This is a genomic window from Mycobacterium sp. 1164966.3 (genome assembly GCF_001665395.1).
Classification (GTDB): Bacteria; Actinomycetota; Actinomycetes; order Mycobacteriales; family Mycobacteriaceae; genus Mycobacterium.
This window is the reverse complement of sequence record NZ_LZSG01000001.1, coordinates 150,536-174,246: the sequence shown is the minus strand read 5'-3', so window position 1 is coordinate 174,246 and position 23,711 is coordinate 150,536. Positions and strand designations below refer to the sequence as shown.

Genomic DNA, 23,711 nt, shown 5'->3' with positions numbered 1-23,711 from the left:
CCCTTTACAGGTGGTGCTTGTAGGTGTCGTATTCGGCGTCCGGCTCACCGGTCGGCCGGAAGTACTCGATGTTGTCGATCCCGTAGCCCCACTCCTCGCGTGGCTTCCACATCGCTTCGACGCGCATGCCCATGCGCACCTCGTGCGCGTCGACGTCGGCGACCAGATGCAGGAAGGGGATGTCGGCGCCGTCGAGCAGCACATAAGCGGCGACGTAGGGCGGCTTGATGCGCTGGCCCTGGAACGGGATGTTGATGATCGCGAACGTCGTCACCGTGCCCTTGTCCGGTAGCTCGACGAAGTCAGTGGTCGGCAGTCCGGTCGCCGGGTCAGCACCGTGTGGGGGGAAGTAGACCTTCCCGGTTTCTCCGGTCTTGGCGCCGAGCAGTCTGCCCTCGGCGATCGCGCGCAGGTATGCGCTCTCCTCGTGGGAAGCGGTGTGCTGAATCGTCATCTCGATCGGCGTGACGATCATGGTGACCGGATCCTGGTCGCTGGCCGACTCCGCTGCGGGTTCGGCCTCATCGCCGAGCTCGAAGTACGCGATGTCGGTGATCGCGCCGACGGTCTCGTCGGCCCAGTGCACATGGACCCGGGTGCCGGTGCTGATCGCGCCGGGTTCGCCCGCGGCTCCGACATCAACGGCATGCATCAGCAGCGTGTCCGCGCCGTCCAGCTTGATCAGCGCCCAGGCGAACGGGTGGTCCAGCGGCTGGCCCGCCAGCGGCTCCGGCTGCCAGGTCCACGATGCGACGGTGCCGACACTGGCGACCGGTACCATTTCGCCCAGCGGTTCATAGGTGACCGGGTCGTATTCGGCCGGTGGCACATGCACTCGGCCATCCGACCCGCGTACTCCCAAAATGTGCCGGTCGCGCAGCGCGGTGAAGAACTTGCCCAGCGTGGGGCCCACTGAACGGGTGTAGTCGAAGGACAACGTAAGTGGCGCGGAGAGGGGCGGCTCATGGTGATCCATCAGGGTCGGGCCGCTCGAACTGGCTGTCACGCATTCGAGTAGAACAGGTTCTAAGAATCGTTTCAACTTGCTCTTTTAATGGGCGCTGGGAGGCCAAGGCATGAAGCTCGGACTGCAACTGGGTTATTGGGGTGCTCAACCACCGGAGAACGCCGCCGAGCTGGTCGCCGCCGCCGAGGATGCCGGATTTGACGCCGTCTTCACCGCCGAGGCGTGGGGCTCGGATGCCTACACGCCACTGGCCTGGTGGGGCTCGTCGACGCAGCGCGTGCGGCTGGGCACGTCGGTGGTCCAGCTGTCCGCACGCACCCCGACGGCCTGCGCGATGGCCGCACTCACCCTCGACCACCTCAGCGGCGGCCGGCACATCCTCGGGCTCGGCGTATCCGGCCCGCAGGTGGTCGAGGGCTGGTACGGCCAAAAGTTTCCCAAGCCGCTGGCTCGCACCCGCGAATACATCGACATCGTCCGCCAGGTGTGGGCCCGGGAAGCGCCGGTGACCAGCGACGGACCGCACTATCCGTTGCCGCTGACTGATTCTGGGACGACCGGTCTGGGCAAGGCACTGAAACCGATCACCCACCCACTGCGCGCCGACATCCCGATCATGCTGGGCGCCGAAGGCCCCAAGAACGTCGCGCTGGCGGCCGAGATTTGCGATGGCTGGCTGCCCATCTTCTACTCGCCACGAATGGCCGACACCTACAACGAATGGCTCGACGAGGGATTCGCCCGGCCGGGCGCTCGGCGCACCCGGGATGACTTCGAGATCTGCGCGACGGCGCAGATCGTCGTCACCGAGGACCGGGCAGCCGCGTTCGAGGGAATCAAGCCATTCCTCGCGCTCTACATGGGCGGCATGGGTGCCGAGGACACTAACTTCCACGCCGACGTCTACCGCCGGATGGGCTACGCCGAGGTGGTCGACGAGGTCACCAAGCTGTTCCGGTCCAACCGCAAGGACGAGGCCGCCAAGATCATCCCCGACGAGCTCGTCGACGACGCCATGATCGTCGGCGATCTGGACTACGTCCGTAAGCAGATCGCGGCCTGGGAAGCGGCCGGCGTCACGATGATGGTGGTGGCCGCCCGCAACGCCGAGCAGGTCCGCGACCTCGCCGCGCTGACGTAGGAGTTCTTGCCAGGCTATTAGAACGCGTTCTAGATTGGCCGGATGACAGCCTCGCAGCACACCATCGCGGGCACGGTACTCACGATGCCGGTACAGATCCGCAAGGCGACCCAGCACATGGCGATGTTCTCGGTGGACGCCGACGCCGCCCAACGGATGATCGACTACAGCGGTCTGCAGGTGGCCCGCTTTCTGCCCGGCCGCGCTGCCGTGGCATTGATACTGGCGCACTTCATCGACGGTGACCTCGGCGAGTATCACGAGTTGAGCACCAGCGTGATGGTCAACCAGCCCGGTTCCAGCGCGTCGGGTCTTCGTGCACTTCAGTCCGCCTTCATTCATCACATGCTGGTCGATCAAACCTTCACTCTCGAAGCGGGGCGGACAATCTGGGGATTTCCGAAAGTAATGGCGGAGTTCAGGATTCGGGACGGCCGTCACTTCGGCTTCGATCTGAGCGCCGATGGTCAGCTCGTGGTCGACATGGAATTCCGTGGCGGCCTGCCGATTCCGTCGGCGCTGACGCCTCGCGAGCAGCAGTTGCGCTCATATGCGCACCGCGAGGGACACACGTTGGAGACTGAATTCACGATGTGTGCCAGGGGTTCGCGTTACCGGCCAGGTGGTGTGCGGCTGCGACTCGGGGATCACCCCTATGCCAAAGAGCTTGCTTCGCTGGGTCTTCCGAAGCGAGCCATGCTGTCGACTTCGGCTGACAACGCACAAATGACATTCGGTGACGCTGAGGAGATCTCATGACTTTGACTAGACCGGACGTAGATCTGACCGACGGCGCGTTCTACGCCGGCGACTCCCGATCCGTCTACCGGTGGATGCGAGAGCACGAACCGGTATTCCGGGACCGCAACGGATTGGCCGCGGCGTCGACCTATCAGGCCGTCATCGACGCCGAACGCAACCCCGACATGTTCTCGAACGCGGGCGGCATCCGGCCCGACCAAGACGGCGTCGAGATGATGATCGAGATGGACGACCCGCAACATCTGTTGCGGCGCAAGCTCGTCAACTCCGGCTTCACCCGCAAGCGCGTCAAAGACCAGGAGTCCAAGATCACCGCGCTGTGCGACACGTTGATCGACGCGGTGTGCGAACGCGGGGAGTGCGACTTCGTCTGGGACCTCGCCGCGCCGCTGCCGATGGCGGTCATCGGTGACATGCTCGGTGTGCTTCCGGAGGAACGCAAGATGTTCCTCAAGTGGTCCGACGATCTGGTCAGTTTTCTGAGCAGCACTGCGGCGCAAGAGGATTTCCAGGTCACCATGGATGCCTTCGCCGCCTACAGCGAATACATGATGGGCATGATTGCGGCGCGCAAGGAGGCACCGACCGACGATCTGGTCAGCGTCCTGGTGCATGCGGAGGTGAAAGGATCCCGCCTCGAAGACCATCAGATCGTCACCGAGGTGCTGCTGCTGCTGATCGGCGGCGACGAGACCACACGTCACACGCTTTCCGGCGGAACACGGCAGCTGCTGTTGCACCCCGACCAGCATCAGCGCCTGGTCAACGACCTCGGACTGCTGCCCAACGCCATCGAAGAGATGCTGCGCTGGACCGCGCCGGTGAAGAACATGGCCCGCACGGTTACCGCCGACAACGAGTTTCACGGCACGCAGTTGCACCAGGGCGAGAAAATAATCCTGCTGTTCGAGTCGGCGAACTTCGACGAGAAGGTGTTCGAGAACCCGGAGAGCTTCGACATCGAGCGCTACCCGAACAACCACCTCGCCTTCGGATTCGGGACGCATTTCTGCCTGGGCAATCAGTTGGCCCGGCTGGAGTTGTCGATCATGCAGTCGCGGCTGCTGCAGCGTCTTCCCGACATGCGGCTGGCCTCGGATGCCGCGTTGCCGCTGCGGCCGGCGAACTTCGTCTCCGGCTTGGAGAAGATGCCGGTGGCTTTTAGCCCAACCGCGCCGCTGGGGTAGCCGCCGCCGAGCGTGTTCTCAGGGCGAGAAATCCGCGAAAATCTGTGCGTGAGTTCACGTTCGGCGTGCCCACGCCGCCGCCAGTCGTGCCAAAATGCCGCCTGTCATGTGTTGAGCCGTGACTCGGATGGTGATCCAACCCAGTTCGGGTAGCGCCTCATAGCGTTCGATGTCCTTCCGAATATCCGGCGGTCTGTGCGATGATGGTCGCCCTCGTTCGAGCGCGATTTTGACGTTCTCCCAACCCATGTCGACAACCGCGACAAGTTCTCCGTATGCGCCGTAAACCGGTATCTGGGTTTGCGGCGGCGGTACCCGGCCTCGATGACCAGCAGTCGCAGCCAGGTCTCGCGGGGTGACTCCGCGCCCGCATCGCCGAGGGTCAGCGCGCGTCTTGCACGTCTGATGTTGCGGTGACCCTTGTGGCCTTCGGCGAGTAGTTCAACATCGGCAGTCTTGAGCCTGGTAGCACGGGCCAAGGCGTCAACAGCCGCGACCGCTTTGCCGAGAGGACTACGACACGCGAGGTCGAACGCGGTACGCGCCGCGGTGGTTACGGGCACGTCGCCGATCAGTTGAATCTCGTCGTCAGCGACGGTGTCCGACCAGGTGCGAATGCCGGGCGGCGGGCGGCGGTGTCCGTAGATAAGTTGCGCGGGTTGCCCAGCATCCACCCATTTGGCGCCGTGCAGTGCCGCGGCGGATTGTCCGGCAACGATCCCGCACCTCTTCGACCACAGCCATGCGGCGTAGGCGCGCTGTACAGCGGTGAGCTTCGTGCCGACAGGGACATAGACGTCGGGATGGATCGCTTCGTGGTGGCGTTGCAGCTTGTGACGGGTCAATGCACCCGACGCATTGCTTCACTGCCGATGAGCGGTCCCGTCACGACGTAGCAGTCTGTCGTGGGGGACCGACAGTTGCGCCGAACGTGCTCTGAGGGTTGAAAAGTGGCCGCAACCGCCCTGTGAGCACGCTGGGCGACCGGGAAGGTTAGCGCATCTTGAACTGCGGCTTGCGCTTCTCCTTGAAAGCCAGCGGCCCTTCCTTGGCGTCGTCGGAGAGGAAAACCTCGATGCCGATCTTGGTGTCGATCTTGAACGCGTCGTTCTCGTGTAGGCCCTCGGTGTCGTGGATGGTCCGAAGGATGGCCTGCACGGCGAGTGGCCCGTTGTTGTTGATCACCTCGGCGATCTCGAGGGCCTTTTCCAGCGCCGAGCCGTCGGGCACGACGTAGCCGATGAGACCCATTTCTTTGGCCTCGGCGGCGGTGATATGGCGGCCGGTCAACAGCAGATCGCAGGCGACCGTATAGGGAATTTGGCGGGCCAGCCGCACTGCCGATCCGCCCATCGGGTAGAGGCTCCACTTGGCCTCGGAAATACCGAACTTGGCGCTCTCGCCGGCAATGCGGATGTCTGTGCCCTGCAGGATCTCGGTGCCGCCTGCGATGGCGGGACCTTCGACCGCGGCGATCAGCGGTTTGGTAAGCCGCCGGCCCTTGAGAAGGGCGTCGATGCGCGACGGGTCGTAGCTGCCGTCCTTGAACGAGTCGCCGGGTGGCTTGGCGGTCGCCGCCTTGAGGTCCATCCCGGCACAGAAGTAGCCGCCCGCCCCCGTCAAGATGCACGACCGGATCTCTGGATCGCCGTCGACGCGGTCCCACGCTTCGACCATGATCGAGAGCATCTCGGTCGAGAGAGCGTTGCGCGCCTCAGGGCGGTTCAGCGTCAAGATCAACGTGTGTCCGCGCTGCTCAATGAGGGCGTCGGGACCCTTTTCCGACTCGCTCACAGGTATCCGCCTTCCCGCGTCGATGCCACGAACTTGTCAAGAAATGTAACACGTTCTAATTTGGTGGCCGTGGCCCTGAATATTGCCGACCTCGCAGAGCACGCCATCGACGCTGTGCCCGACCGTGTAGCCCTCATCTGCGGCGACGAAAAACTGACCTACGCCCAACTGGAAGAGAAGGCCAATCGGCTCGCGCACTACCTGATCGACCAGGGCGTGCAGCAGGACGACAAGGTGGGGCTTTACTGCCGTAACCGCAACGAGATCGTCGTCGCGATGCTGGGCATCGTCAAGGCGGGCGCCATCCTGGTCAACGTCAACTACCGCTACGTCGAGGGCGAACTGCGCTACCTCTTCGACAACTCGGACATGGTCGCCCTGGTACATGAGCGGCAGTATTCGGACCGGGTCGCCAACGTGCTGCCGGATACCCCCAACGTCAAGACGGTCCTGGTTGTCGAGGACGGCTCAGACAGGGACTCCCAGGACTATGCGCGCTATGGGGGCGTCGAATTCTACGAAGCCCTCGCCCAGGGCTCACCCGAACGAGACTTCGGGGAACGCAGCGCCGACGCGATCTACCTGCTCTACACCGGCGGCACCACCGGCTTCCCCAAGGGCGTGATGTGGCGCCACGAGGACATCTACCGCGTGCTGTTCGGCGGAACCGACTTCGCGACGGGCGAATTCATCAAGGACGAGTACGACCTGGCGAAACAAGCTGCCGCCAATCCGCCGATGATTCGTTACCCGATCCCGCCGATGATCCACGGCGCGACCCAGTCGGCCACCTGGATGTCGATCTTCTCGGGTCAAACCACCGTTCTGGCACCGGAATTCAACGCCGACGAGGTCTGGCGCACGATTCACGAGCACAAGGTGAATTTGTTGTTCTTCACCGGTGACGCGATGGCTCGCCCCTTGCTGGACGCGCTGCAGAAGGAGAATGACTACGACCTGTCGTCGCTATTCCTGCTCGCCAGCACCGCGGCGCTGTTCTCGCCGAGCATCAAGGAGAAGCTGCTGGAACTGCTGCCCAACCGGGTCATCACCGACTCGATCGGCTCGTCGGAGACCGGCTTCGGGGGCACCAGCATTGTCGCCAAAGACGCCCCGCACAGCGGCGGCCCGCGGGTCACCATCGACCACCGCACCGTCGTCCTCGACGAGGACGGCAACGAGGTGAAGCCCGGCTCGGGGGTGCGTGGCTTCATCGCCAAGAAGGGCAACATCCCGGTCGGCTACTACAAGGACGAAAAGAAGACCGCCGAGACGTTCCGCACCATCAACGGAGTGCGCTACGCGATCCCCGGCGACTATGCCCAAGTCGAGGAAGACGGCACCGTGACGATGCTCGGCCGGGGCTCGGTGTCGATCAACAGCGGTGGCGAAAAGATCTACCCCGAAGAGGTGGAAGCCGCTTTGAAGGGCCACCCCGACGTGTTCGACGCCCTGGTTGTCGGGGTGCCCGACCCTCGGTACGGCCAGCATGTGGCCGCCGTGGTGCACGCTCGGCCGGGATGCCGGCCGTCGCTGGCGGAGCTGGACAGCTTCGTACGTTCGGAGATCGCCGGCTACAAGGTGCCGCGCAGCCTTTGGCTGGTCGACGAGGTCAAGCGGTCACCGGCAGGCAAACCGGACTACCGGTGGGCCAAGGAGCAGACCGAGGCGCGGCCCGCCGACGAGGTGCACGCCAGCCACGTCGCGACCGGCGCCTGACTCCCGCCGCTTCGCGGCGCGCATTGTCGGCGGGCTAGTGTCGAATCGCGATGGCGATCGATGTTTGGATGCAGCACCCGACTCTGCGGTTCTTGCGCAGCGACATGCTGGCGTCGCTGCGCCGCTGGACCGGCGGGGCCATGCCGGAAACCGACATCCCAATCGACGCGACCATCGTGTCGATGGACAGCGCCGGCGTCGATATCGGCCTGCTCAGCGCCTGGCGCGGTCCGAACGGCCAGGACCTGGTCTCCAACGACGAGGTCGCCGAATGGATTCGATTGCACCCCAACAGGTTCGGCGGCCTGGCGACCGTTGACCTCGATCAGCCGATGGCGGCCATCCGCGAGCTGCGGCGGCGGGTTAGTGACGGCTTCGTGGGCCTGCGGGTGGTGCCCTGGCTGTGGAACGCCCCGCCCACCGACCGCCGCTACTATCCGCTGTTCGCCGAATGCGTGCAGTTGGGTGTCCCGTTCTGCACCCAGGTCGGGCACACCGGGCCGATGCGGCCGTCGGAGACCGGACGTCCGATTCCCTACATCGACCAGGTGGCCCTGGATTTCCCGGAGTTAGTCATCGTGTGCGGTCACGTCGGCTACCCGTGGACCGAGGAGATGGTCGCCGTGGCCCGCAAACACGAAAACGTCTACATCGACACCTCCGCATATACCGTGCGGCGGTTCCCGGATGAACTCGTCCGGTTCATGAAAACCGGTACCGGACAACGCAAGGTGCTGTTCGGCACCAACTACCCGATGATCGCCCACGCACACGCGCTGGCCGGCCTCGACGAACTCGGGCTGACCGACGAAGCGCGCCGCGACTTTCTGCGCGGCAACGCAGAGCGGGTCTTCGGGCTCGCAAAACAGGAGGCAGACAGGTGAACGGCGCCCAGGCTCTGATCAACACAATGGTCGACGGCGGCGTCGATGTGTGCTTCGCCAACCCCGGCACATCGGAGATGCACTTCGTTGCGGCGCTGGACACTGTCCCGCGGATGCGCGGCGTGCTGGCCCTTTTCGAGGGTGTGGCCACCGGCGCCGCCGACGGTTACGCGCGAATGGCGGACCGGCCCGCGGCCGTACTGTTGCACCTTGGCCCCGGACTGGGCAACGGCCTGGCCAACCTGCACAACGCCCGACGCGCTCGGGTCCCAATGGTGGTCGTCGTCGGTGACCATGCCACCTATCACAAAAAGTACGATGCCCCACTGGAATCCGACATCGACGGCCTCGCCGGCACCGTGTCGGGTTGGGTGCGCCGCAGCACCAGCGTCGGCGACGTCGCAACCGACGCGGCCGAGGCGATCGCCGCCAGCCGGGCAGGCTCGCAGATCTCGACGCTGATTCTGCCGGCCGACGCGTCCTGGTCCGACGGCGGCCAAAAGGCCTCGGTACCAACGTCTTCCGCGAATGCAGCAGTGAATGTCGGACCGGTGGCGGAGGTGCTGCGGTCGGGCGAACCCACGATGATGCTGATCGGCGGGGATGCCACCCGCGCGCCGGGGCTGGCAGCGGCCGCGCGGATTGCCGAGGCGACCGGGGCCCGTTGGTTGTGCGAGACCTTCCCGACCCGGCTGGAGCGCGGCGCCGGTGTTCCCGCTGTCGATAGGCTCGCGTACTTCGCCGAAGCCGCAGCGGACCAGTTGAACGGCGCCAAGCACCTGATCCTGGCGGGTGCCAAGTCGCCGGTGTCGTTCTTCGCCTATCCAAACATGCCCAGCGATCTGGTACCGGCCGGTTGCGAGGTGCACGTGCTGGCCGAATACAGCGGTGCCGCTGACGCTTTGGCGGCACTGGCTGACGAATTGGCGCCCGGGACGGTCGCGCCCGTCGGCCCCGCGTCTCGCCCGCAGCTGCCCACCGGCGCCCTGACGTCGGCATCGGTGGCCGGCGTGGTCGGGGCGCTGTTGCCGGAACGGGCGATCGTCGTCGACGAGTCGAACACTTCCGGGGTGCTGCTTCCGCAGGCGACTGCGGGCGCTCCCGCCCATGACTGGCTGACGCTGACCGGCGGAGCGATCGGCTACGGCATCCCCACCGCGGTCGGCGCGGCGGTGGCCGCTCCCGACCGTCCGGTGCTGTGTCTGGAATCTGATGGGTCGGCGATGTACACGATTTCCGGGCTGTGGACCCAGGCGCGGGAAAACTTGAACGTGACGACCGTAATCTACGACAACAGCGCCTACGACATCCTGCGTATCGAGCTGCAACGTGTCGGTGCCGGCTCGGCTCCCGGTCCGAAAGCGCTGGACCTACTGGACTTGTCAAGACCGACAATGGATTTCGTCAAGATCGCCGAAGGCATGGGAGTTCCGGCGCGGCGGGTGAGCACTGCGGAGGAGTTCGCCGACGCACTCCGCGCGGCTTTCGCCGAGCCAGGACCGCACCTGATCGACGCGGTTGTGCCGTCACTGCTCGGATAGTTCGGGAAGGTTGTCGACGAGCCAGTCCGTCAGCCGATTGAGCACATCGATGCCGCTTTTGAAAGTCCGCGCTTCGGCCGCCACGGCTACACCAACATCACCGGATTCGCTTGCTACCAAACCGAATTGCCGCACCAGATAGTTACGTGCTGTGCTGCCCGGACCCCAACCGCCTTTGGTCGGAATGCCTGTGGCGGCAAGCCCCCAGCACTGCTTGGCAGTGAGACGGCGCATCAAATCAATCACAACGGCAGCCCTCGGAAGCGCGGGTAGTTGCGCGGCGAAGCGCGCCTGCCGGTCCAGTGGCCACTGCGTTTGGCCGAATGCCGTGAAGCCGGGGCGAACTCGCTGCGACTCGACGACGGTGGCGCCGTCCCCGGATTCCGCGATGATGGCCCGCACTCGCCGTGCGGCCTGCACCGGCTCACCGAGGCCCGCCCACAGCTGCTCCGCGGCAGCATTGTCGGAGTTGGTAATTGCCTTGATTACCAAATTCTTTAACGCAGGATCGCTGCGCAGTGCCGCAACCGCCAACGGTACTTTGATGGTCGACCATGCAACGCCGGACGACCACTCGCCAAGCGAATAGACCTCGGCAGGCCGAGCAACGGCGACACCGACCCGTGCCGGCACACTGGCGGCAAGCTCGTCGAATTTCACGATCCTGGCCAGCGAATCGGCCATACCGGATCGCCGCAGTCGACGCCCTCGGCGGACAACTGCCGCTTGAGCACCTTGAAGGTCACGGTACGCGGCAGTTCCGCACTGGTTCGGACGTAAGAAGGCCACTGCTTAGGCCCTAAATCGGGTTGCTCGGCAAGGAAGGCTCGAAATTTGTCGGCATCGAATTCCGTGCCGGCAGCCAGCACCAGCGCGGCCATCACCTGGTCGCCGACCACCGGATCGGGCACCGGATAAACCGCAACCTCGATCGCGTCGGGGTATCTCAGCAGCACCCGCTCGATGGGCGCCGCGCCCAGGTTTTCACCGTCAACCCGCATCCAATCACCAAGGCGCCCTGCGAAATACGCGTAACCATTCTCATCGCGATAGGCGAGATCACCGCTGTGGTACACACCGCCGGCCATCCGCTCGGACGAGGCCGCCTCGTCGTTGTAGTAGCCCTCGAAACGGCCTGCTCCCGTCCTGTTCACCAGTTCGCCGACTACCCCGGGCGGGGAGGGCAGGCCGGTATCCGGGTCGACGATGTCGACACCCCCGGACAACGGACCCAGCGAGCCCGGCGGAGTGTCTGGCGTGCGGGCAATCGCCACACCGCCCTCGGTCGAACCGAACCCGTCCTGAACGACGCATCCGAACCTACGGGAAAAGCGTTCGATGTCGCCGGGCACGCCCTCGTTGCCGTACACCGCCCGTAACGGGTTGTCCGCGTCGTCGGGCTGCTCGGGCGTGGCAAGCACATACGACAACGGCTTGCCCACATAGTTGGCGTAGGTGGCACCGTAACGGCGCACGTCGGGTAGAAAGTTCGACGCAGAGAACTTGCGCCGCAATGCCATTGACCCCCGGCACGCCGCCGCTACGGACCAGCCGACCAGCACCGCGTTGGAGTGGAACAACGGCATCGACACATAGCAGACATCGTCGGGTCCCAAGCTGAATCGCTCAGTCATCGTCACCCCGGCGATCGCAACCTTGCTATGGCTGCACTTCACCGCTTTCGGTTCGCCGCTGGTGCCGGACGTGAAGATCAGCATGAACAGGTCGGCGGGGTTCGCGGACTGGAAACGCAGCTCGGCATCGCGATGCACGGCCAGTTCGTCAGCCCACTCGGCGGAATCGACATTGATATGGTCGATATCGTCCAGTGCCAGAGCTGATTTCGAATCGGCCAGCACCAGTTGGCAGTCGGCCCGTTCGATGTCGCGGGCCAGTGCATCCCCACGGCGCACCGGGTTGAGTCCCACCGGCACGATCCCGGACAGACCGGCGGCAACCAGCATTGCCGAGAAGAAGGGCGTGTTTTCCAGCAGCACGCCGACATGCGGCGGCCGGCCAGGTTCGAGACGATCGCGCAACGTCGCCGCAATCGCGGCACCATGCCGGATGTGCTCGTGCCAGCTGGTAAACGAATCCTCGAAATAGACACCGCGGTCGTCGATTTCGGCCAGCGGCACGAGGAGTTCGGTGACCGTCGGGTCAGTCACGAGCCTGCACCACAACTCGAGGGTGACGCTGGCGTCACACTCGAACGCCAGCGTGACGCTAGCGTCACGTTTGCCGACATGGCCTGCTAAGCAGGGGTTTCCGCCAATTCGCGACCGATCCGGCGCAACTGCCCGGTCGCGCCGCCGAGTGCGAACTCGGTCTCCTTGGCAGCAAGGAAATACCGGTGTACCGGATGATCGGTGTCGACGCCGACGCCGCCATGCACGTGCACGATGGTGTGGGCGACCCGGTGGCCCGCGTCGGCTGCCCAAAACGCCGCCGACGCCACGTCGATCTCAGCGGGAATGTCCTCGGCCACCTTCCAGGCGGCCTGGGTGAGCGTCAACCGCAAACCCTTGACGTCGATGTACCCGTCGGCCAGCCGCTGACCAACGGCTTGGAAGCTGCCGATCGGGCGATCGAATTGTTCCCGGGTCCGGGCGTATTCGGCCGTCATCTGTAATCCACGTTCGAGGACGCCGAGCTGAAAGGCGCTGCGGCCCAAGGTGGAAATCGTGCGGAGCCAGCTCACCACCTCGCTTCCGCCGACCTTGCGGTCCGCGGCCACCGCGACGTCGTCCAGCGCCAGGTGCCCGACGCAGCCCAGGCCGGTGGTCTGCAACGGGGTGACCGCGACGCCCGGATCATCGGACGCGACCAGGAAGACGGCGGTGCCGGAATCTGTTTCGGCCGGTACCAGGAATGCGTCCGCCACCGGCCCGTAGCCGACCAGGGTGCGGGTACCGGTGAGACGGAAACCGTCACCAGTGGAGGCCGCCCGCACCGGGCCCTCACCCATCTCGCCGTCGGCGGCCACGGTCAGGATCTTTTCTCCGTTGACCGCCGCCACACCCCAGCTTTGCTGCAGCTCCTCGGACCCGAAGCGGGCCAGCGCGCCCGCAGCCAGCACCACCGACTCCAGGTAGGGCACGGCCGCAAGCTGGTGGCCCAACGCAACCAGCACCGCCGTCTGCTCGAGCACCCCGAATCCGTCGCCGCCCAGCGACGCGGGCGCGGCACTGGTCAGGATGTCGCTGTCGACGAGCTTGCCCCACAGCTCTCGGTCGAACCGCTGCTCGAGGCCGTCCAGCTCACGTTGATGCGCCGGCGTGCACACCGCGTCGACGATGGTGTCAACCAGACCACCGAGGTCGGTCGCGGCTTCGGTTGTCGTGAAATCCATGAAATCCCGTCCTCTATATAAGGGTCAGCGGTTGGCCCGGGGCAGTCCGAGCGCGACCATGCCGATAATGTCGCGCTGTACCTCATTGGTGCCGCCGCCGAAGGTCAGGATCAGGCAGGCACGGTGCATCCGCTCCACCCGGCCGCGCAGTAAGGCGCCAGGGGAGTCCTGCCGCAAGGTCGCGGCAGTACCGAGCACTTCCATCAGCAGCCGGTAGGCCTCGGTGGCCAGTTCGGTACCGAAGACCTTGGCGGCCGATGCGTCCGCCGGCGACGGGGAAGCGTCCTGCGAAGACGCGAGCTCCCAGTTGATCAGCTTGAGCACCTCGGCCTTGGCGTGCACCCGGGCCAGGTTGAGCTGCACCCATTCGGAGTCGATCAGCCGGGCACCGCTGGAGTCCTTGGTGTGCTGCGCCCATTCGCGAACTTCCCGTAGACACAGGAAGATCGGCGCAGGCGACACCAGGGCCACCCGCTCGTGATTGAGCTGGTTCGTCACCAGCTTCCAGCCGCCGTTCTCCTCGCCGACCAGGTTGGTCACCGGGACCCGCACGTCGGAGTAGTAGGTGGCGCTCGTGTCGGGACCGGCCATGGTGTGCACCGGCGTCCACGAGAAGCCCTCGGCGGTGGTCGGCACGATCAGCACAGAAATGCCGCGGTGCTTCTTGGCTTCCGGGTTGGTGCGCACCGCCAGCCAGACGTAGTCCGCGTACGCGATCAGGCTGGTCCACATCTTCTGCCCGTTGACCACGTAGTCGTCGCCGTCGCGGACCGCGGTGGTGCGCAGGTTGGCCAGGTCGGTACCGGCGCCCGGCTCGGAATAGCCGATCGAGAAGTGCAGCTCACCCGCCGCGATCTTGGGCAGAAAGAACTTCTTCTGCTCGTCGGTTCCGTACGCCATGATGGTCGGCGCCACGCTGTTGATGGTCAGGAACGGCACCGGTGCACCGGCAATCGCGGCCTCGTCGGTGAAGATCAACGAATCCATCGGGGAGCGGTCCTGGCCGCCGTACTCCTTGGGCCAGTTCAGGGTGAGCCACCCGTCTTTGCCCATCTGAGCGACGGTCTCGCGGTACACGTTGCCGACGCCGTACTCGCCTTGGACCGAGCTCAGCGCTTCACGCCGCTCCGGTGTCATCAGCGTGGCGAAGTACGACCGCAGCTCGCGACGCAGCTCCTCCTGTTCAGGGGTATAACTGATGCGCATTCCAGCCGTCCTTCGGTTGAGCGTTGGTGTCTCGCCGCCATCGAACGGGCGGCGCGAACTGACCAACGGCTACCCATTCGTCTTCCCGGTTGTAACACGTTCTAGTCTGGGAATCCAGCGACCGTTTCGTCAGACGTGGCCGGGCCTTATGGTGGAGCTATCAACTGAAGGGGCGGGTGGCAAGGTTCAAGGAGGTTGTCGTGCGGGTGATCGTGGACCGTGACCGGTGCGAAGGTAATGCGGTGTGCATGGGAATCGCGCCGGATATCTTCGACCTGGATGACGAGGACTACGCCGTCGTCAAGACCGATCCGATTCCGCCCGACCGGGAACACCTGGCCGAACAGGCGATCGCTGAGTGCCCCCGTGCTGCGCTGTTGCGCGGCGACTAGTCCGAGCCGAGCAGGGCTGACCCCTAACTAGAGGTATTCATAAATTGAGTAGCAGCACGAACGCGACCGATCTATCCGGAAAGGTTGCGGTGGTTACCGGTGCGGCCGCGGGCCTTGGGCGTGCCGAGGCGCTCGGCTTGGCCAGTCTCGGCGCCACTGTCGTGGTCAACGACCTGGCGGCCGCGTTGGATGCCTCCGACGTCGTCGACGAGATCACGGCCGCGGGCAGCAAGGCGCTCGCGGTGGCGGGTGACATCAGCCAACGCGCGACGGCCGACGAGCTCATCTCCGCTGCCGACGGGCTGGGCGGACTGGACATCGTCGTCAACAACGCGGGGATCACCCGTGACCGGATGCTGTTCAACATGTCCGACGAGGAATGGGACCTCGTCATCGCCGTGCACCTGCGCGGACATTTTCTGCTCACCCGCAACGCCGCAACTTATTGGCGCACCAGAGCAAAAGAGGCCAAGGACGGCCTCATATATGGCCGGCTGATCAACACCTCGTCTGAGGCAGGTCTGGTGGGGCCGGTGGGCCAGGCCAACTACGGCGCCGCGAAGGCGGGCATCACCGCGCTTACCCTGACCGCCTCGCGGGCACTGGGCCGATACGGAATCTGCGCCAACGCGATCTGTCCGCGGGCGCGGACCGCGATGACGGCCGACGTCTTCGGCGAGGCTCCCGAAGGCGACGAGATTGACCCCTTGTCACCGCAGCACGTGGTGACGCTGGTGCAGTTCCTGGCGTCCCCGGCCGCCGCAGAAGTCAACGGTCAGGTGTTCATTGTGTACGGTCCGCGCGTCACGCTGGTGGCGGCGCCGAGCGTGGAGCGTCAGTTCACTGCGGACGGTTCGGCGTGGGAGCCCCCGCAGCTCAGCGCCACGCTGCACGACTACTTTGCCGGCCGGGATCCGAACCTGAACTTTTCTGCGACCGGACTGATGGGTGAGTGAGGGTGTGGGAGGCCTGGGATGCCTTCCGCGAATCCCCTGGTCGGGTAGAACTTGTTTCAGATTGGTTTCCACATAATGGCCCTGACCTGCAAATATTACAGTTTGTCATCCATAAATACCGTTAGCCGTCATTCGTTGACACGGCGAACGCCTTCTGAGTTAATATGAGCCGGCTCACAGCGAGCACTGGGCAAACCCTGGCCGGGCCCGGAGGACACCGATACTTCGCCTCGAGCAGACGGGGGGGACCAAGTTGATCCAAAGGCTTGCGGTCCCGGCCAGGGCCGTCGGCGGCTTCTTCGAGATGTCGATAGAAACCTTCCGGGCGTGTTTTCGTCGGCCGTTCCAATTCCGCGAGTTTCTGGACCAGACCTGGATGGTCGCGCGCGTGTCGCTGGTTCCGACATTGCTGGTATCGATTCCGTTCACGGTCCTGGTGGCCTTCACCCTGAACATCCTGCTGCGCGAGATCGGGGCCGCCGACTTGTCCGGCGCGGGAACGGCGTTCGGCACCATCACGCAGCTGGGCCCGGTGGTGACGGTGCTGGTGGTGGCGGGAGCCGGCGCCACGGCGATCTGTGCGGACTTGGGTGCGCGCACCATCCGCGAGGAAATCGACGCGATGCGGGTGCTGGGCATCGACCCCATCCAGCGGCTCGTGGTACCCAGAGTTTTGGCGTCGACTTTGGTCGCGTTGTTGCTCAACGGCCTCGTCTGCGCCATCGGCTTGTCCGGCGGCTACGTGTTCTCCGTCTTACTGCAGGGGGTCAACCCCGGCGCATTCATCAACGGGCTGACCGTGCTCACCGGTCTCAAGGAGCTGATTCTCGCCGAGGTCAAGGCGCTGCTGTTCGGGGTGATGGCCGGACTGGTCGGGTGCTACCGCGGGCTGACCGTCAAGGGCGGGCCCAAGGGTGTCGGCAACGCGGTCAACGAGACCGTCGTCTATGCGTTCATCTGCCTGTTCGTGATCAACGTGGTGATGACCGCCATCGGCGTGCGATTGACGGCGAAGTGAGCAGGCGATGAGCTACGACCTCACTTACCGGGTACGCAACCTGTTCAACAGGACGCTGCAAGGGCCGATCGACGACTTCGGCGAGCAGGCGCTGTTCTACGGCCAAACCATGCGCTACATCCCCAACGCGCTCACCCGGTACCGCAAAGAGACGATCCGGCTGGTCGCGGAAATGACCCTGGGCGCGGGAGCCCTCATCATGATCGGCGGCACCGTCGGTGTTGCGGCCTTCCTGACCCTGGCATCCGGCGGCGTCATTGCCGTGCAGGGCTATTCGTCACTGGGCAACATCGGCATCGAGGCGCTCACCGGGTTCCTGTCCGCCTTCCTGAATGTCCGCGTCGTCGCGCCGGTGATCGCGGGTATCGCCCTGGCGGCCACCATCGGTGCCGGTGCCACTGCCCAGCTAGGGGCCATGCGAGTCGCCGAAGAGATCGACGCCGTCGAAAGCATGGCGGTGCACTCGGTTTCGTATCTGGTGTCGACCCGGTTGATCGCGGGTCTTATCGCGATCGTCCCGCTGTATTCGCTGTCGGTGCTGGCCGCGTTCTTCGCCGCTCGCTTCACCACCGTGTTCATAAACGGCCAGTCCGCGGGCCTCTACGACCACTACTTCAATACCTTCCTCATCCCGACCGACCTGTTGTGGTCATTTCTGCAGGCCATCGCGATGTCGATCGCGGTGATGCTGGTGCATACCTACTACGGCTACAACGCGACCGGCGGGTCGGTGGGCGTCGGCATCGCGGTCGGTCAGGCGGTGCGGACCTCGCTGATCGTCGTCGTCGTGATTACTTTGTTCATCTCGCTCGCCGTTTACGGCGCGTCCGGTAATTTCAACCTCTCTGGATAAGGAGACTGCTCAAAACCCATGGCAGGCGAGGGATCGCGACCCGGGACCGTCCGGCTGGCAGCAGCGCTGCTGGCCGGTTTGGTCGTGGCATTCGCCGTCCTGACTTACCTTTCCTACACGGCGGCTTTCACCGAGACCGACACCGTCACCGTCGCGGCTCCGCGCGCGGGGCTGGTGATGGAGAAAGGCGCCAAGGTCAAATACCGCGGAATCCAGGTGGGCAAGGTCGAAGACGTCAGCTACAGCGGCGATCAGGCCCGACTGAAGCTGGCCATCAACAGCGACCAGCTGGGCTTCATCCCGTCGAACGCGACGGTGCATATCGCGGGCAACACCATCTTCGGCGCCAAGTCAGTGGAGTTCCGCGTGCCGGACAATCCGTCGAAGAAGGCGCTGCGGCCGGATTCACTCGTGCAAGCCAAGGATGTGCAGCTGGAAGTCAACACCCTGTTCCAGTCGCTCATCGACCTGCTCCACAAGATCGACCCGGTCGAATTGAACGGGACGTTGAGCGCGCTGTCTGAAGGCGTGCGTGGTCACGGTGACGACTTCGGCGCGCTACTGGCCGGATTGAATACCCTTACCCAGCAATCGAACCCGAAGCTGCCCGCGCTCAAGGAAGACTTCCGCAAGGCCGGCATCGTCACCAATGTGTACGCCGACGCCGCGCCGGACCTGAACACGGTGTTCGACAGCCTGCCGACCATCAACCGGACCGTCGTAGACCAGCAGAACAATCTCAACACCACACTGTTGGCCACCATCGGCCTGGCCAACAACGCCTATGACACGCTGGCGCCGGCGGAGCAGAACTTCATCGACGCCATCAACCGGTTTCGGGCCCCGCTCAAAGTGGCCTCCGACTACTCGCCTGAGCTCGGCTGCCTGTTCGCGGGTATAGAGCGAGGCATCAAGGAGTTCGCTCCGTTGCTCGGTGTCCGCAAGGCTGGTCTGTTCACGTCGTCGAGCTTCGTGTTGGGCGCGCCGTCGTACACCTACCCGGAGAGTCTGCCGATCGTCAACGCCTCCGGCGGCCCGAACTGCCGAGGCTTGCCCGACATCCCGACCAAGCAGACCGGCGGGTCGTTCTTCAAGTCGCCGTTTTTGGTCACCGACAACGCCAACATCCCCTACGAGCCGTTCACCGAACTGCAGTTCGATGCGCCCTCAACGCTGCAGTTCCTGTTCCACGGCGCCTTTGCGGAACGGGACGACTTCTGATGGCCGAACCGAGGGGAGGCATGCCTTCGCACCGTTCGATGGTGATCAAGGTCAGCATCTTCGCGGTGGCGATGCTGCTGGTCAGCGCCGCTCTGGTGGTGGTGTTCGGCCAGTTCCGGTTCGGTCCGGAAGCCAGCTATCACGCGACCTTCATCGATGCCTCACGCCTGAAAGCCGGCCAGAAAGTCCGCATCGCCGGCGTACCGGTCGGTTCGGTGCAGGAGATCAAGCTCAACCGGGACAACACCGTCGACGTCAAGTTCGGAGTCGACAAGCACTACCAGCTGTACTCGTCCACGCGCGCGGTGGTCCGATACGAAAACCTGGTCGGCGACCGGTACATGGAGATCACGTCAGGCCCCGGAGAACTGCGCAAGCTGCCGCCGGGCGGCACCATCAACGCTCAGCACACTCAGCCCGCGCTGGACCTCGATGCGCTGCTGGGCGGGCTCAAGCCGGTGCTCAAGGGACTGGACGCAGACAAGGTCAACACCATCACCAGCGCCGTCATCGAGTTGCTGCAGGGCCAGGGTGGAGCGCTGTCGAACGTGCTGGCCGATACCAGCGCGTTCTCCTCGGCGTTGGGTCAGCGCGATCAGCTCATCGGAGACGCGATCACCAACCTCAACACCGTGCTGGGCACCATCGATGCAAAGAGCGCGCAGTTTTCCACCAGCGTCGACCAGCTGCAGCAACTGATCACCGGGCTGGCCAAGAGCAAGGACGTGATCGCCGGCGCCATCCCGCCGCTGGCGTCGACGACGACGGATCTGACCCAACTGTTGCGGAATTCGCGCCGGCCCCTGCAGGGCATCCTGGAAAACACCCGCCCGCTGGCCACCGAATTGGACGACCGCAAAGCCGAGGTGGCCAACGACATCGAGCAGCTGGGCGAGGACTACTTGCGCCTAGCCGCCCTCGGCGCCTATGGGTCGTTCTTCAACATCTACTTCTGCACCGTGACGATCAAGATCAACGGGCCGGCCGGCAGCGACATCCTGATACCGTTCGGCGGCCAGGTGGATCCCAGCAAGGGGAGGTGCGCTTTTGCCAAATAAACCCAAGGGCTACCGCGACCCACTCCGCACCGGCATCTTCGGGCTGGTCCTGGTGATCTGCGTGGTGTTGATCGCGTTCGGGTATGCCAGTCTCCCGTTCTGGCCCCAGGGCGAGACCTACACTGCGTACTTCAGCGACGCCGCGGGCATCACACCCGGCAACAGCGTTTACGTCTCGGGCTTCAAGGTCGGCAAGGTTTCGGAAGTGGCGCTGGCAGGAGACAGCGCCAAGGTCAGCTTCACCGTCGACCGCCACGTCGTGGTCGGTGACCAGTCGCTGGCCGCGATCCGCACCGACACCATCCTCGGGGAACGCTCGGTCTCGGTGAGCCCGGGCGGCCACGGCAAGGCGACCGTCATCCCGCTGAGCCGCACGACCACGCCGTACACGCTGGCCGGAGCGCTCGAAGACCTGGGCCGCAACTCCCGCGATCTGAACAGGCCGCAGTTCGAGCAGGCGCTGCGGGTGCTGACCGACACCTTCCGCGACGCGACCCCCGAATTACGGGGCGCCCTGGACGGCGTGACCTCGTTGTCGCGCACCCTCAACCGCCGCGACGAGGCGCTACAAGGCCTGCTGGCGCACGCGAAGTCGGTGACAGCGGTGCTGGCCGACCGTGCCAAACAAGTCGACAAGCTGGTCAATGACGGCAACCAGTTGTTCGCCGCGCTCGACGAGCGCAGGGCGGCGCTGGGGGAGCTGATCTCGGGAATCAGCGGTCTGTCGGCCCAGATTTCCGGCTTCGTCGCCGACAACCGCCGGGAATTCGGTCCGGCGCTGAGCAAGCTCAACCAGGTGCTGGACACGCTCAACGAACGTCGTGACTACATCACCGAAGCCCTCAAACGGCTGCCCACCTACGCCACCGAGCTGGGCGAGGTGGTGGGCTCCGGACCGGGCTTCAACGTCAACGTCTACGGCGTGATACCGGCGCCGCTGCTGGCGACGATGTTCGACTTCGTCTATCAGCCGGGCAAACTCCCGGCCAGCCTTTCCGACTATCTGCGCGGGCTGATTCAGGAACGTTGGATCATCAGGCCGAAATCGCCATGATGAAGCAAACTTTCGGCAGTCGTGGGTTGCGTACCCTCACCATCGTCGTGCTGGTCGCGGTGCTGGTGGGAGGCGCGTATGTGCTGTTCTCCGCGGGCGACAACGGCCGAAAGATCTATGCACACTTCACTTCTGCCGTTGGTCTGTATCCCGGAGATCAGGTTCGCATCCTCGGGGTTCCGGTCGGCAAGATCGAGTCGATCGAGCCAGGGCCGTCCGACGTCAAGGTCACCCTGTCGGTGTCCAAGGACATCAAGGTGCCCAGGGACGCCCAGGCCCTGATCATCTCCCCGAACCTGGTGTCGGCGCGGTTCATTCAGCTCACCCCGGCGTACACCGGCGGGGCAACGATGCCCGACGGCGCCACCATCGATCTCAAACACACCGGGGTACCGGTGGAGTGGGACGAGGTCAAGGAGTCGCTGACAAAGCTTGCTGTTCAGCTGAGTCCGGCCGCCGGGCAGATGCAAGGACCACTGGGCGAAGCGATCAACCAGGCCGCAGACACATTCGACGGCAAGGGGGAGTCGTTCCACAACGCGCTGCGCGAGCTTTCGCAAGTCGCTGGGCGGCTGGGGGATTCGCGCAGCGACATCTTCGGCACGGTCAAGAATTTGCAGATACTGGTCGATGCGCTGTCGTCGAGTAACGAACAGATTGTGCAGTTCGCCGGACACGTCGCATCGGTGTCGCAAGTGCTGGCGGACAGCTCGCGTCATCTGGACAACACGCTGGGCACCCTCAACCAAGCACTGTCAGACATCCGCGGATTCCTCGGTCAGAATAATTCGACGCTGATCGATACGGTCAACAAGCTCAACGACCTGGCGCAGACATTGAGCAATCAAAGCGACAACATCGAACAGGTACTACACGTCGCGGGTCCCGGTATCGCGAACTTCTACAACATCTATGACCCCGCCCAGGGCACGCTGAACGGTCTGTTGTCGATTCCGGAGTTCGCCAACCCGGTCCAATTCATCTGCGGTGGGTCCTTCGAAACGGCTGGCGGCGCAAGGGCGCCCGAGTACTTCAGGCGTGCCGAGATCTGCCGCGAGCGGCTGGGGCCGGTGCTGCGCCGACTCTCGGTGAACTACCCGCCCATCATGTTCCACCCGCTCAACACGATCACGGCATACAAGGGCCAGATCATCTATGACACCCCGGCCACCCAGGCCAAGGCGCAGACGCCGATTCCGCAACTCACCTGGATCCCTGCTCCCGGAACGCATCCTCCGCAGAATCCGGCGGACTTGCAGAGCCTGCTCGTCCCGCCAGCCCCGGGTGCCGCACCAGCAGCGCCGGGTCCGCCACCCGCTAGCGGGTCACCTCCCGGGTATGGCCCCGCGCCGGGGCCAGGTCCGGCCGCTGTCAGCCCAGTACCGGTTCCCGCTCCCGGACCGCCACTGCCTGCCGAGCAGGGGGGCGGCCGATGAACCGGCGGTGCTTGCGCGGTGGCGTATTAGCGGTGGGCAGTGTGCTCTTGGCTGGTTGTCAGTTCGGCGGCCTGAACACATTGCCGATGCCCGGCACCGTCGGCCATGGCAGCGGCGACTACAAGATCACCGTCGAAATGGCTGATGTGGCAACGCTTCCGCAGAACTCGCCGGTGATGGTTGACGATGTCACCCGGGGCAGCGTCGGCGATATCGTCGCCAAGCAGCGGCCCGACGGAAGCTTCTATGCCGCAGTGACATTGGCCCTGGACAAGCACGTCGACCTGCCGTGCAACGTGACCGCGAAAGTGTCTCAGACATCGCTGTTGGGCTCGATGCATGTCGACCTGGCCCGTCCAGTGGGCAAACCGCCGATCGGCAAGCTGGGAGACCGTAGTTGCCCGCCAATCCCGGAAGCCAACACGGGCCGCGCTCCGACGACCGAGGAAGTGTTCTCGGCCCTTGGCGTGGTGGTCAACAAGGGCAATGTCGGTGCGCTGGAAGAGATCACCGACGAGACCTACCAAGCCGTGGCGGGCCGCCAGGCTCAATTCCATGACCTGATACCCCGGCTCGCCGAGCTGACGTCGGGCCTCAACAAACAGGTCAACGACATCATCGACGCGGTCGACGGGCTGAACCGGTTCTCCGCGAGCCTCGCGCGGGATAAGGACAATTTGAGCCGGACGCTGGACACGCTGCCCGAGGCGCTTCGGGTGCTCAACAAGCAGCGCGACCACATCGTCGACGCGTTCAGCGCCCTCGGCAGGCTGGCGCACGTCACCTCGCACATCCTGGCCAAGACGAAAGTCGACTTCGCTGCGGACTTGAAAGACCTGTACTCAGTTGTCAAGGCCCTCAACGACAATCGGAAGAATTTCGTCACCTCGTTGCAGCTGCTGCTGACGTTCCCGTTCCCCAACTTCGGTATCAAGCAAGCGGTCCGGGGCGACTACCTCAATGTGTTCACCACGTTCGACCTCACCCTGCGCCGGCTTGGCGAGACGTTCTTCACCACCTCGTACGCGCTGGATCCGAACATGATGCACATGAGTGAGGTCCTCAACCCGCCCGACTTCCTGATCGGCGAACTGGCCAACCTGTCGGGGCAGGCGGCCGATCCGTTCAAGATTCCGCCCGGCGCGGCGTCAGGACAGTAGGGGCGGCGCT

The 23,711-nt window shown here is 64.6% G+C and carries 21 protein-coding genes and 1 pseudogene; 15 read left to right on the top strand and 7 right to left on the bottom strand.

The genetic code is table 11. The annotated features are described in order from the left end of the window. Nucleotides 1-4 precede the first annotated feature (4 nt). Nucleotides 5-1,006, bottom strand: coding sequence for a Zn-ribbon domain-containing OB-fold protein (locus A9W99_RS00745; RefSeq protein WP_216639698.1), 1,002 nt, complete (start codon nt 1,004-1,006; stop codon nt 5-7). 70 nt (nt 1,007-1,076) lie between these two features. On the opposite strand from A9W99_RS00745, the gene A9W99_RS00740 reads away from it, so the two are divergent. Genes A9W99_RS00740 through A9W99_RS00730 form a run of 3 tightly spaced genes read left to right on the top strand, consistent with a single transcriptional unit; the run spans nt 1,077 to nt 4,057 of the window. Further along, a complete protein-coding gene (locus A9W99_RS00740) occupies nt 1,077-2,108 on the top strand; it encodes an LLM class F420-dependent oxidoreductase (RefSeq protein ID WP_067371888.1) in 1,032 nt (343 codons plus the stop codon). Between the two features lie 42 nt (nt 2,109-2,150). Then, nucleotides 2,151-2,867: an acetoacetate decarboxylase family protein gene (locus A9W99_RS00735; protein ID WP_067371886.1), complete on the top strand. Its 717-nt coding sequence runs from the start codon at nt 2,151-2,153 to the stop codon at nt 2,865-2,867. Continuing rightward, entirely contained in the window at nt 2,864-4,057 is a 1,194-nt protein-coding gene (locus A9W99_RS00730) for a cytochrome P450 (RefSeq protein WP_067371884.1), read from the top strand. The genes A9W99_RS00735 and A9W99_RS00730 overlap by 4 nt, the downstream gene beginning before the upstream one ends. Nucleotides 4,058-4,111: 54 nt before the next feature. On the opposite strand, the pseudogene A9W99_RS00725 reads toward A9W99_RS00730, so the two are convergent. Both A9W99_RS00725 and A9W99_RS00720 read right to left on the bottom strand, forming a co-directional pair. Further along, a pseudogene (locus tag A9W99_RS00725) lies at nt 4,112-4,946 on the bottom strand (hypothetical protein). Nucleotides 4,947-5,050: 104 nt separating this feature from the next. After that, complete coding sequence (locus tag A9W99_RS00720) at nt 5,051-5,851, bottom strand: crotonase/enoyl-CoA hydratase family protein (protein WP_067371882.1); 801 nt, start codon at nt 5,849-5,851, stop codon at nt 5,051-5,053. A 63-nt stretch (nt 5,852-5,914) separates the two neighbouring features. Between A9W99_RS00720 and A9W99_RS00715 the strand changes: the two genes are divergently transcribed. The 3 genes from A9W99_RS00715 to A9W99_RS00705 are packed head-to-tail and all read left to right on the top strand — an operon-like array spanning nt 5,915 to nt 9,995. Beyond that, nucleotides 5,915-7,570 carry an acyl-CoA synthetase gene (locus A9W99_RS00715; protein ID WP_067371878.1) on the top strand — a complete coding sequence of 552 codons (1,656 nt, stop codon included), beginning with the start codon at nt 5,915-5,917 and terminating at the stop codon, nt 7,568-7,570. A gap of 50 nt (nt 7,571-7,620) precedes the next feature. Continuing rightward, nucleotides 7,621-8,454 (top strand): amidohydrolase family protein, encoded by an 834-nt coding sequence (locus A9W99_RS00710; protein WP_067371875.1) that lies wholly within the window; start codon nt 7,621-7,623, stop codon nt 8,452-8,454. Further along, nucleotides 8,451-9,995, top strand: coding sequence for an acetolactate synthase large subunit (locus A9W99_RS00705; protein WP_067371871.1), 1,545 nt, complete (start codon nt 8,451-8,453; stop codon nt 9,993-9,995). The genes A9W99_RS00710 and A9W99_RS00705 overlap by 4 nt, the downstream gene beginning before the upstream one ends. Here the strand turns inward: A9W99_RS00705 and A9W99_RS00700 are convergent. The 4 genes from A9W99_RS00700 to A9W99_RS00685 form a co-directional block, all read right to left on the bottom strand. Continuing rightward, a complete protein-coding gene (locus A9W99_RS00700) occupies nt 9,981-10,679 on the bottom strand; it encodes a hypothetical protein (protein ID WP_067371868.1) in 699 nt (232 codons plus the stop codon). The genes A9W99_RS00705 and A9W99_RS00700 overlap by 15 nt on opposite strands. After that, complete coding sequence (gene fadD17, locus A9W99_RS00695; RefSeq protein WP_067371864.1) at nt 10,652-12,163, bottom strand: long-chain-fatty-acid--CoA ligase FadD17; 1,512 nt, start codon at nt 12,161-12,163, stop codon at nt 10,652-10,654. The genes A9W99_RS00700 and fadD17 overlap by 28 nt, the downstream gene beginning before the upstream one ends. Before the next feature lie 86 nt (nt 12,164-12,249). Further along, nucleotides 12,250-13,347, bottom strand: coding sequence for an acyl-CoA dehydrogenase family protein (locus A9W99_RS00690; protein WP_067371861.1), 1,098 nt, complete (start codon nt 13,345-13,347; stop codon nt 12,250-12,252). Nucleotides 13,348-13,371: 24 nt separating this feature from the next. Next, nucleotides 13,372-14,553, bottom strand: coding sequence for an acyl-CoA dehydrogenase (locus A9W99_RS00685; protein WP_067371858.1), 1,182 nt, complete (start codon nt 14,551-14,553; stop codon nt 13,372-13,374). Nucleotides 14,554-14,753: 200 nt separating this feature from the next. On the opposite strand from A9W99_RS00685, the gene A9W99_RS00680 reads away from it, so the two are divergent. The 9 genes from A9W99_RS00680 (at nt 14,754) to A9W99_RS00640 (ending at nt 23,701) form a co-directional block, all read left to right on the top strand. Then, a complete protein-coding gene (locus tag A9W99_RS00680; RefSeq protein ID WP_067233504.1) occupies nt 14,754-14,945 on the top strand; it encodes a ferredoxin in 192 nt (63 codons plus the stop codon). A gap of 44 nt (nt 14,946-14,989) precedes the next feature. Further along, nucleotides 14,990-15,901 (top strand): 3-oxoacyl-ACP reductase, encoded by a 912-nt coding sequence (locus tag A9W99_RS00675; RefSeq protein ID WP_067371855.1) that lies wholly within the window; start codon nt 14,990-14,992, stop codon nt 15,899-15,901. A 253-nt stretch (nt 15,902-16,154) separates the two neighbouring features. Next, nucleotides 16,155-16,919, top strand: coding sequence for an ABC transporter permease (locus A9W99_RS00670; protein ID WP_067371852.1), 765 nt, complete (start codon nt 16,155-16,157; stop codon nt 16,917-16,919). Nucleotides 16,920-16,926: 7 nt separating this feature from the next. Continuing rightward, on the top strand, nt 16,927-17,772 hold the full coding sequence (locus A9W99_RS00665) for an ABC transporter permease (RefSeq protein WP_067371849.1): 846 nt from the start codon (nt 16,927-16,929) through the stop codon (nt 17,770-17,772). An 18-nt stretch (nt 17,773-17,790) separates the two neighbouring features. Beyond that, on the top strand, nt 17,791-18,993 hold the full coding sequence (locus A9W99_RS00660) for an MCE family protein (protein ID WP_067371846.1): 1,203 nt from the start codon (nt 17,791-17,793) through the stop codon (nt 18,991-18,993). Then, nucleotides 18,993-20,051 carry an MCE family protein gene (locus A9W99_RS00655; protein ID WP_067371844.1) on the top strand — a complete coding sequence of 353 codons (1,059 nt, stop codon included), beginning with the start codon at nt 18,993-18,995 and terminating at the stop codon, nt 20,049-20,051. Before A9W99_RS00660 ends, A9W99_RS00655 begins: the two co-directional genes overlap by 1 nt. Next, nucleotides 20,017-21,105, top strand: a complete 1,089-nt coding sequence (locus tag A9W99_RS00650; RefSeq protein ID WP_371514911.1) for a virulence factor Mce family protein — start codon at nt 20,017-20,019, stop codon at nt 21,103-21,105. The genes A9W99_RS00655 and A9W99_RS00650 overlap by 35 nt, the downstream gene beginning before the upstream one ends. Further along, the gene (locus tag A9W99_RS00645) at nt 21,102-22,541 is read left to right on the top strand and encodes a virulence factor Mce family protein (RefSeq protein ID WP_067371841.1); all 1,440 of its coding nucleotides are present in this window, start codon (nt 21,102-21,104) and stop codon (nt 22,539-22,541) included. The genes A9W99_RS00650 and A9W99_RS00645 overlap by 4 nt, the downstream gene beginning before the upstream one ends. Beyond that, a complete protein-coding gene (locus tag A9W99_RS00640) occupies nt 22,538-23,701 on the top strand; it encodes a virulence factor Mce family protein (RefSeq protein ID WP_067371838.1) in 1,164 nt (387 codons plus the stop codon). Before A9W99_RS00645 ends, A9W99_RS00640 begins: the two co-directional genes overlap by 4 nt. Nucleotides 23,702-23,711: the final 10 nt, after the last annotated feature.

What these genes read in the sequence shown, in the direction of transcription:
- A9W99_RS00735 (WP_067371886.1), top strand. Translation starts at nt 2,151, where the DNA reads ATGACAGCCTCGCAGCACACCATCGCGGGCACGGTACTCACGATGCCG.
- A9W99_RS00640 (WP_067371838.1), top strand. Translation starts at nt 22,538, where the DNA reads ATGAACCGGCGGTGCTTGCGCGGTGGCGTATTAGCGGTGGGCAGTGTG.
- A9W99_RS00700 (WP_067371868.1), bottom strand. Translation starts at nt 10,679, where the DNA reads ATGGCCGATTCGCTGGCCAGGATCGTGAAATTCGACGAGCTTGCCGCC.
- A9W99_RS00665 (WP_067371849.1), top strand. Translation starts at nt 16,927, where the DNA reads ATGAGCTACGACCTCACTTACCGGGTACGCAACCTGTTCAACAGGACG.
- A9W99_RS00710 (WP_067371875.1), top strand. Translation starts at nt 7,621, where the DNA reads ATGGCGATCGATGTTTGGATGCAGCACCCGACTCTGCGGTTCTTGCGC.
- A9W99_RS00685 (WP_067371858.1), bottom strand. Translation starts at nt 14,553, where the DNA reads ATGCGCATCAGTTATACCCCTGAACAGGAGGAGCTGCGTCGCGAGCTG.
- A9W99_RS00660 (WP_067371846.1), top strand. Translation starts at nt 17,791, where the DNA reads ATGGCAGGCGAGGGATCGCGACCCGGGACCGTCCGGCTGGCAGCAGCG.
- A9W99_RS00740 (WP_067371888.1), top strand. Translation starts at nt 1,077, where the DNA reads ATGAAGCTCGGACTGCAACTGGGTTATTGGGGTGCTCAACCACCGGAG.
- A9W99_RS00730 (WP_067371884.1), top strand. Translation starts at nt 2,864, where the DNA reads ATGACTTTGACTAGACCGGACGTAGATCTGACCGACGGCGCGTTCTAC.
- A9W99_RS00655 (WP_067371844.1), top strand. Translation starts at nt 18,993, where the DNA reads ATGGCCGAACCGAGGGGAGGCATGCCTTCGCACCGTTCGATGGTGATC.
- A9W99_RS00690 (WP_067371861.1), bottom strand. Translation starts at nt 13,347, where the DNA reads ATGGATTTCACGACAACCGAAGCCGCGACCGACCTCGGTGGTCTGGTT.
- A9W99_RS00645 (WP_067371841.1), top strand. Translation starts at nt 21,102, where the DNA reads ATGATGAAGCAAACTTTCGGCAGTCGTGGGTTGCGTACCCTCACCATC.